Here is a 7,753-nt window from a genome sequence, read left to right on the forward strand (position 1 = left end):
AGCTTATTTTGCGCCCCCTCTCGCGCATGTTTACATGCGCTGCCGGGCAGCGGGACGGAACTCGACCGCCCACTGAAGCGATGATCGCCTTCATAGAGGATCAGCGCGTTGTTTACGGTGTCGAGTCGATCTGCAGGGTGCTGCCGATCGCACCATCAACATTCTATCACCAACTTGCGTGCCGAGCGGCCCCTTCCAAAGCTTCTGCACGGCATCAGCGTGACACAGAGCTATGCCCCGAGATCAAAAGGGGCTGGGATGAGAACTACCAGGTCTACGGCGTTCGTAAGGCGTGGCATCAGCTGAAGCGCGAGGGCTTTGAGCTGGCGCGCTGCACGGTGGAGCGACTGATGAAACAGATTGGTATCCGGGGTGCTGTGCGTGGAAAGGTGGCCAAGACAACGATCCCTGACACGTCAGCGCCTTGTCCGCGTGATAAGGTGAACCGCGTGTTCCGAGCACCAGCCCCTAACCTTCTCTGGGTCAGCGACTTCACCTACGTGTCGACCACTGCCCGGCAGTGCATTGCGGAGCAATGTCACGAGAGGGGTGGCAGGGCTTTGTCTATGTGGCCTTCGTCATCGATACGTTCGCTGATCGCATCGTCGGGTGGCGGGTCTCGCGGTCCGCCAAAACGGACTTTGTTCTCCCCTATCGTGCATTGCTGCGCAATACCCTGCCGGGCAATGGATGCCTTGGAGCAAGCCCTGCACGATCGACGGCCCGTCCAGAAAAGTGGAGCGGTTCACCATTCGGACCGCCTCTCTCGGGACATTGCTGCACAATGCCCTGCCGGGCAGTGGGCGGGCAATATTTGTCCATTCGATACACCGAGCGTTTGGCTGAGGCTGGCATCGAACCGTCGGTCGGCAGTGTCGGTGACTCGTATGACAACGCCCTCGCCGAGACGGTAAACGGTCTCTACAAAACCGAACTGGTCCATCGCCAAGGACCGTGGCGCAACATGCAGGACCTGGAAATGGCGAGGTAATCCCCCCATTTTTAATGGGGTCCAGCCGTAGAATTCAGGCGGCTGTTTTCAGTTTCATGGCGGGTGTCATGCCGCCGATACCCATGTTGGGTCGCTCGTTGTTGTAAGTCCAGAGCCATTCAGTTGCTTGGTCCTGTGCCTCCTCGATGGTTTCGAAGATGTATTGCCCCAGCCATTCGCCGCGAACGGTTCGGTTGTAGCGCTCGATATAGGCATTCTGTTGCGGCTTTCCGGGTTGGATGTATTGCAGGCAGATGTTGCGCGTCTCAGCCCATGCCATCAGCTTGCCGCTGACGTATTCTGGGCCGTAACACCTTTGGAATGAAGCTGATTGAGAGGCTATGGCCGCCTGCGCAGCCCCCAGATAGCGCAGCAGGTGGTCATAGCCGGGTCTCGGGTCCCTACAGTGGTTTTGCACAAACCACACCGCAAAGGAGACCAACTATGACCAAGATTATTGTTGCACAAGATGCCCCTGTTTTGGTGGCTATCGACATCGCCAAGGCCCGGCATGAAGTTTTGATCGCTATTCCAGATAAGAAACGGCGACGTCGCTTAACAGTTTTGAACGAACTCGCCGACTTCAACCGCCTCGCCACCGCACTTAAGGAATACGGACGCCCAGTTCGTGTGGCCTTTGAGGCGACTGGCAATTATCACCGTGCCTTGGCTTACCATCTGGCAACTTCTGGCTTTGAGGTAAAGCTGGTGTCCTCAGTGGCTTTGGCGCGGACGCGCGAAGCCCTCAATAACAGCTGGGNTAAGAATGACCCAAAGGACGCGCAAGTGATCCTGCATATGATGGAGATCGGAAACGAGCAATATTACCACGACCCTCTGGTATGCGGCACGAATGACATTCAAGAGTTGTCCAAAACCCACGATATCGTCTCCAAGTCGAAGACTGAACTTTGGCACCGGGTGTTGACCCATTATCTGCCGCTGTACTTCCCTGAAGCGGGTCGGTTTTACCGCAGCTCACGCAGTGATTGGTTCTTTGCATTCCTTGAGCGTTATCCATCACCACATTTGATCNCAGCNATGGGCAAAGCCGCTTTCACCNCTGATGCTTGGGANGTCATTGGGCGCAAGGTCGCGAAAGAGCGTTTGCTTGCAGATATTTACGAGACAGCTAAGTCTTCAGTGGGGTTGCCGGTTGCCCCAGATTCTGATGCGNTCAGAATGTTCCGCTTGGTNCTTGGAGAAGGCCGCAGTCTCATTGCNCAACGNAATCAAATTGAAGATCGCGCCGTCGCGCTTCTCAAGGATCTACCTGACTATCAGTTGCTGACATCAATACCTGGGATCGGCCCGATCAACGCTNTGACCATCCTCGCAGAAGCTGGCGACTTGCGCCGTTTTGGACATCATCGGCAGTTCTTGAAGTTCTGCGGCATGGACTTGGCAACCATTCAGTCGGGCACATTCCGGGGCCAAACCAAGCTGTCAAAATACGGGAATGCCCGTTTGCGCCGCACCCTATGGATGGCTGGTCAGGTTGCCATTCTGCAGCGCACCAACAGCTTCCGGGATAAGTTCGAGCGCTACATTGCCAAGGACCGCCACAACTCACATTTGCGCCGAAAGGCGTATACCGCAATCGCCGCCACCCTTTCGGGACATTGCTGCGCAATACCCTGTCGGGCNGTGAATGGCCCNCACAGTTCACGGGATCATTAAACATGGCGAGCCCTATCGCCCCTTNTTTGAGGGGTGATCGATCGCAGAAGGACCTTTCTCTGTAGGTGCCGTNGAGGCAGGTAACTGACCTCGTAGATAATGTTNAGGCCTTCTGTGTTNGCGACCCGATGATCTCGTCTTAAGGACGGTGAGAGCCGCCAGNNNGCGTACNCTGTGTTTGNTATGGNAGAGATCATNTCGTTGANNNNANNGCCNNNCTGAGGCACTNNCNNAACAGNGCATCGNGGCNNCTCNNNATGTNCNATGACCTGNTGACCNAANCAGCCAGATCNTTCCGCGACATAGGACGTTGTCGCTGACTATGCATCCGGGTTTACCGTAGATCCGCACCAGCGCATCCAGCTCACGCGCAACACGCGCGCCGGAGATGCTGGTGTCAGCAATCAGGCACAGGTTTTCGCGGCTGCAATCGTCTATCACTGCCAGGATGCGGAATTTTCGGGATGGGCCGAAGCTGTCAGCCAGGAAGTCCAGAGACCAGCGCGCATTGGGATACGNAGCCACCGGCATCGGGGAGCGCGTTCCACGGGCCCGCTTGCGGCCGCGCCGCCGCTTCACTGACAACCCTTCTTCCCGGTAGAGCCGATACAGTTTCTTGTGGTTCATTCTCATGCCCTTGCGCTCAAGCAACACGCCAATCCGCCCCTCTCGGGACATCACCTCGTGATGCCCTGCCGGGCAGCGGGATAGCCGAACCGGCGCCGCTTTCCNGCGATCTCCTGCATCTCCTTGCGGATCTCAGGGCAGTCCGGCGGGCGTTCGCGCCGGACTGTCTTTGGGTCGACACCGACAAGCCGACAGGCCCGGCGCTGCGAGATGCCGTGATCCCGCAGCGCCCTGAGCGCCGCCTCTCGCCGCTTGGTCAGCGTCGTCAGTTCTTTCCCAGAAGATCCTTCAGAACCACATTGTCCAGCATCGTATCGGCCAGAAGCCGCTTCAGCTTGGCGTTCTCGTCCTCCAGNGCCTTCAGCCTCGAGGCCTCCGACACCTCCATGCCGCCATACTTGGACTTCAGCTTGTAGAACGTTGCCGGGCTGAGCCCGTGCCTGCGGCACACCTCCGCCGTCGGCATGCCTGCCTCTTGCTCCTTGATCATCCCAATAATCTGCGCCTCGGTAAAACGGCTCTTCCGCATTCGTCTACTCCTTCAGGGTTGGGCAGACTCTACATCATGGTGAGGGATTTCGCGGGGGGCAGGTCACCGGCAACGCACTCATGTCGCGAAACTCCCTTTGGAGGTAACATTCGGAAACGAATCAACTTGGGGAAGACTGTGGATATCGAATTCCAATCCATCAGAGACGCGATTGAACTCGCGGAAGACACTGGCACGTCTGCGAAGCGGGCAACTGAAACCCTCGTCGAAATCNAACAGCTGTCGAAAACAGTGGAAGACATCCCAGCTTCAGAAATCAAACTCGCCGCTAGCGAATTGCTGGCACAGGTGGCTAGCATCCAGGTCGCGAACGCGACGCTGATACAACGGTTGTCGATACTTGCCGCTTCGCTTGCGGCATCGAAGACAAAGCAGCCTGACTTCGACCGCTATGAACTTTGGAATACTCCTGCCGGCAGCCTCATGTATCGGCTGAAAGAAGGCCACGACATGGGAGAACCAGAGCATTTCATTTGTCCGAACTGCATGGCCAACAAGAGAAAGTCTTTTCTGCAAGGGAACAACACTAAGATCTGCAGTGGCTGCGAGACAGTATTCACCGTCGAGCCTCTCAAACACCCCTCCGCGATAAACAGGGTGGTAAACTGAAGGTGACCAGCTCATGCCGCGTCCTCCTCAATCTGCAGAAAGGAGAACATCGAGCGTGGCGGTTCTTCCAAAGACGCATCGATCGCCATTCGACAAAGCGCGTCATACCAAGAGGCAGGAAAAGTACCGCTTTGCATGGCGGTATGAACCGTAGTCGACCTCTTATGCAGAGATCGGGCAACAGCTTGATAGCCACCCAAGGCCAAAATGAACGCTCGCGTCGGTGTTTCCATACACTAAGCGTAGTACGAGTTTTTCGTACAATCAACCGTTCAGTCGATGGAAAGTGCAATTTTTTCGTATCAGGGCGTAATCAGACCTATGGATTACATTGAACAAGAAAAACTCACCCGCGCTGGCGATACATCGCCTGAAGCGATCCATCACCGTCTGGTCGCAACCAGAAAGATGACGGGTATGACCAGCAAGCAGCTGGCAGCCAGCGCTGGCATTAAATACACGACATTCATCTCCCAGGAGAAAGCAGGATCTCCTTCTGTGAAGCTCATGACCTTTTACCTCAAAGCATTCATGGTCGACTACAACTTCATTCTCGGCGGTGATCCAGCGAGACTTCCAGCCGACGTGCGTGAAGCGATTTTGGCTGAGCTCGACTAACTATAGCCCACGTTATCGGCGCAAATATCCAGTTTAGATTGATACCCAACGCCAACCCAACCCTAGCGACTAACCGCACAAGCAACCCGATTCCCCCAAATGTTCACGTTTTATTCTCATCGCCAAGCGCCACGGTGTATAGGTGAATTTTCAAATAATACGATTTTTTTGAATTATTGAATTGATGTGTACAATTTTTTCGTATTATCAAACCTCCAGTGATATTGGAGGAAGACATGCTAACCTACACCGGACCCACCCCATCAGCCCAAGGCCTAACCAAGCCGGTAGATTGCGTAAGCAGCCAGCAGGCACAGTGCCATGACTATCAAGCACACTGCCAAAAAGATGGTGAGACCGGGGTTGTCGTACATGATGGTCAGCATTCGCCGAACCTCCTTAAATTTTTTCCACGCTCCAGGGAGCTTGAGTTCACAGCTGAGTTTCATCCCGTATTTCCTTTGTTTTTTCGGGATGGATTGGATGTCGGTGTTGGAAGCACCGGCATCCTGCCCGCGGACAAGTCGTGCAAACATATTTGCCCGCGGGTAATCCAATTTCCTCTGGCGGTTCCCCCGCCTGCCCAGCTAGCCGATGCGATGTCGGTCGCGGCCTACCCTGAGGAAGTCCACGACCGCCCCCTTCTGCGCCGCCTTGCATGGTCGACGCTGATGGCGGCTCGCGGCCACAGTGTGAACCAGACACGCTTAGCGGAGCTGCAACGGGGCAAGGCACTATGAGCACCCGGAAACTGACAGAGCAGCAACTGGCGGCGCTGATAGATGCCCACCGATCACTGAACTACGGCGGGCTTATCGAAATGCCCTCGCGCAACCCACTGGATATCGTTTGGACTGCTATGAACCCAACCTACAAGAAGCGCCACGCCGACAGCACAATGCAGCTGCTGGTGCGGGCTGGATTGCTTCAGGTCTCTGGTGAAAAGCCCGATCGCAGAGCACATCTCACTGAACAGGGGCTCATGGAACTGGATATCGAAGGCGTCTGCGAATGACGCCACAGCTGCAAGGAATGTTGACATGCCATTACGATCTGTCACACTCATGAGTGGAATTGCACTCCGCAACAGTGTCGCAATTTCCCATCGGCCCTCGAGCATTAACTCCCGCTCGGGGGCACCCCTTCCCTGTGAAGCACTAGGTCAATCCGGATTGCGCAACTCAATCCGGATTGGCTCTTTTCCCAAGGCTACCGCTTTTGCGTTCGAAAAAGTTGACAAATTCGCAGTTTTTCCCAAACTTATAGGCAGGCTTGCAACTAGCGTGGCCCATGCCGCACCTTGGTTGCACCTAAGGTCTCAGCGCAGCTTAGGTGCAACCAATCCATTCGGTTGGCGAGATATCCTCCATCACTCGAAGAGCGGACATATCAGAATGGACACATCGAAACCCAAGCCCTCTGCCCACTCTGAGCAAACGGTTGAAGCGGCACCGAATGTCGATACGCAGACGAGCGCCTCCGTGAACTCTCGCTTCCCGTTTCACTTCCCCGAAGTAGGCGACGAGGTAATCTTTACCAGATCCCCCTCCCACGAGCGGGAAACCGGATACGTTATGTCGCGTGAATACGGTACAAGTTGCATCGAGATAGTCGACGTTAATGCGAAGCCTCTGCGACTGCGACCCGGCCAGTACCGGAGTGCAGCACGATGAACGCACACGTCAAACCGACTTCGGGCACTACCATCTTGTCTCCTGCCCGCGTCGCTCTCTATGTGTCGACGTTGGAACAGAAGCTCGGCCGCCAAATCGGCAAGGCAACGATTTTGCCAGGTGGTGGGATCGAGGTAGAGATTGCAGGCCATGACAAATCGTCGAACCCAGCTGACCTTGTGGACATGACTGAATGAAGGGACGCGACCTCCCCTCCTACATCCATAGGCGCAAGCGGGACGGTAAGCTGTTCTTCCGAAAACGCTACGGCGCGAAGATCGTGGAGATCCCGCTCCAGACCCAGTTCCCCGCGGGCGACCCTGTCCCCTTTGCCCTGCACCAGGAACGTGAGCGCATGCTGAACGCCCCCATGCCGGTGGCTGAGGGTAAGACAGTCACTCACGTGATCGAGCGCTACGAGCGGTCTGACGACTTTGCGAACCTTGCGCCGCGAACGAAGGCTGACTACCGGCAGCACCTAGACTTTCTTCAGGACAAGATCGGACACCTGCAGCCCAAGGCGATAGAGCGGTACCACGTCATCAAGTGGCGGGATACATGGGCCAAGAAAAGCCCGCACAAAGCCAACTATCGCTTGCGGATCCTCAAAATCGTGATGGAGAAGGCGATCGACTTTGGCCTGCTGCCCACTGGCGGCAACCGGGCGAAGGGCGTCTCCGAGGTCAAACGACAAGAAAGAGCGCTTGCCTTGGCCGACCGAGATGATCGACGCCGCCAGAGAGAAGGCTGAGCCGCGCACCCGCCTGCTGTTCGAGCTCCTGCTGGGCACCGGGCAGCGGATCGGCGACGTGCTCAAGATGAAGTGGTCAGACTTCGACGGAGAGGCGATCAGCGTCCGCCAGGGCAAGACCAAGGCCAATTTATGGATCCCAGCGCCCCAGATGCTTCTGCAGGCACTAGGGAGTGTCAACGGCGGAGTAAAATTCGGCCATTGTGGCGGAGCAAAAGTCGGCCAGTTTGGGGCGAGCGCCTTGGAGCGTGCGG

At 56.1% G+C, this 7,753-nt stretch carries 6 protein-coding genes, 4 pseudogenes and 1 other annotated feature; of the genes and pseudogenes, 7 read left to right on the forward strand and 3 right to left on the reverse strand.

Annotated features, from left to right (window positions below; all coding sequences use genetic code 11):
- Positions 1-985, forward strand: a pseudogene (locus tag CBB63_RS04550) (IS3 family transposase); the annotation flags it as partial.
- Positions 49-155: a sequence feature (AL1L pseudoknot), on the forward strand. Its footprint overlaps the pseudogene before it by 107 nt.
- A gap of 40 nt (positions 986-1,025) precedes the next feature.
- Here CBB63_RS04550 and CBB63_RS04555 read toward each other — a convergent pair.
- A pseudogene (locus CBB63_RS04555) lies at positions 1,026-1,298 on the reverse strand (integrase core domain-containing protein); the annotation flags it as partial.
- 137 nt (positions 1,299-1,435) lie between these two features.
- On the opposite strand from CBB63_RS04555, the pseudogene CBB63_RS04560 reads away from it, so the two are divergent.
- A pseudogene (locus tag CBB63_RS04560) lies at positions 1,436-2,708 on the forward strand (IS110 family RNA-guided transposase).
- Positions 2,709-2,980: 272 nt separating this feature from the next.
- Here CBB63_RS04560 and CBB63_RS04565 read toward each other — a convergent pair.
- Positions 2,981-3,827: pseudogene (locus CBB63_RS04565) on the reverse strand (transposase); the annotation flags it as partial.
- A 951-nt stretch (positions 3,828-4,778) separates the two neighbouring features.
- Here CBB63_RS04565 and CBB63_RS04570 point away from each other — a divergent pair.
- A complete protein-coding gene (locus CBB63_RS04570) occupies positions 4,779-5,075 on the forward strand; it encodes a helix-turn-helix domain-containing protein (RefSeq protein ID WP_074634633.1) in 297 nt (98 codons plus the stop codon).
- A gap of 275 nt (positions 5,076-5,350) precedes the next feature.
- On the opposite strand, the gene CBB63_RS04575 is transcribed toward CBB63_RS04570, so the two are convergent.
- Positions 5,351-5,611: a hypothetical protein gene (locus tag CBB63_RS04575; RefSeq protein WP_114865500.1), complete on the reverse strand. Its 261-nt coding sequence runs from the start codon at positions 5,609-5,611 to the stop codon at positions 5,351-5,353.
- A 200-nt stretch (positions 5,612-5,811) separates the two neighbouring features.
- On the opposite strand from CBB63_RS04575, the gene CBB63_RS04580 reads away from it, so the two are divergent.
- From CBB63_RS04580 to CBB63_RS04595, 4 genes are all read left to right on the forward strand, one after another.
- A complete protein-coding gene (locus CBB63_RS04580; RefSeq protein ID WP_114865499.1) occupies positions 5,812-6,090 on the forward strand; it encodes a hypothetical protein in 279 nt (92 codons plus the stop codon).
- A gap of 654 nt (positions 6,091-6,744) precedes the next feature.
- A complete protein-coding gene (locus CBB63_RS04585) occupies positions 6,745-6,945 on the forward strand; it encodes a hypothetical protein (protein WP_114865498.1) in 201 nt (66 codons plus the stop codon).
- Positions 6,942-7,499 carry a hypothetical protein gene (locus tag CBB63_RS04590; RefSeq protein WP_114865497.1) on the forward strand — a complete coding sequence of 186 codons (558 nt, stop codon included), beginning with the start codon at positions 6,942-6,944 and terminating at the stop codon, positions 7,497-7,499. Before CBB63_RS04585 ends, CBB63_RS04590 begins: the two co-directional genes overlap by 4 nt.
- The coding region (locus CBB63_RS04595; RefSeq protein ID WP_286698309.1) for a tyrosine-type recombinase/integrase at positions 7,471-7,753 on the forward strand (283 nt) is incomplete at its 3' end. The genes CBB63_RS04590 and CBB63_RS04595, both read left to right, overlap by 29 nt.

The organism is Sulfitobacter sp. TMED3 (assembly GCF_002167505.1).
GTDB classification, from domain to species: Bacteria; Pseudomonadota; Alphaproteobacteria; order Rhodobacterales; family Rhodobacteraceae; genus Sulfitobacter; species Sulfitobacter pontiacus.

What these genes read in the sequence shown, in the direction of transcription:
- CBB63_RS04570 (WP_074634633.1), top strand. Translation starts at nt 4,779, where the DNA reads ATGGATTACATTGAACAAGAAAAACTCACCCGCGCTGGCGATACATCG.
- CBB63_RS04575 (WP_114865500.1), bottom strand. Translation starts at nt 5,611, where the DNA reads ATGTTTGCACGACTTGTCCGCGGGCAGGATGCCGGTGCTTCCAACACC.
- CBB63_RS04580 (WP_114865499.1), top strand. Translation starts at nt 5,812, where the DNA reads ATGAGCACCCGGAAACTGACAGAGCAGCAACTGGCGGCGCTGATAGAT.
- CBB63_RS04585 (WP_114865498.1), top strand. Translation starts at nt 6,745, where the DNA reads ATGAACGCACACGTCAAACCGACTTCGGGCACTACCATCTTGTCTCCT.
- CBB63_RS04590 (WP_114865497.1), top strand. Translation starts at nt 6,942, where the DNA reads ATGAAGGGACGCGACCTCCCCTCCTACATCCATAGGCGCAAGCGGGAC.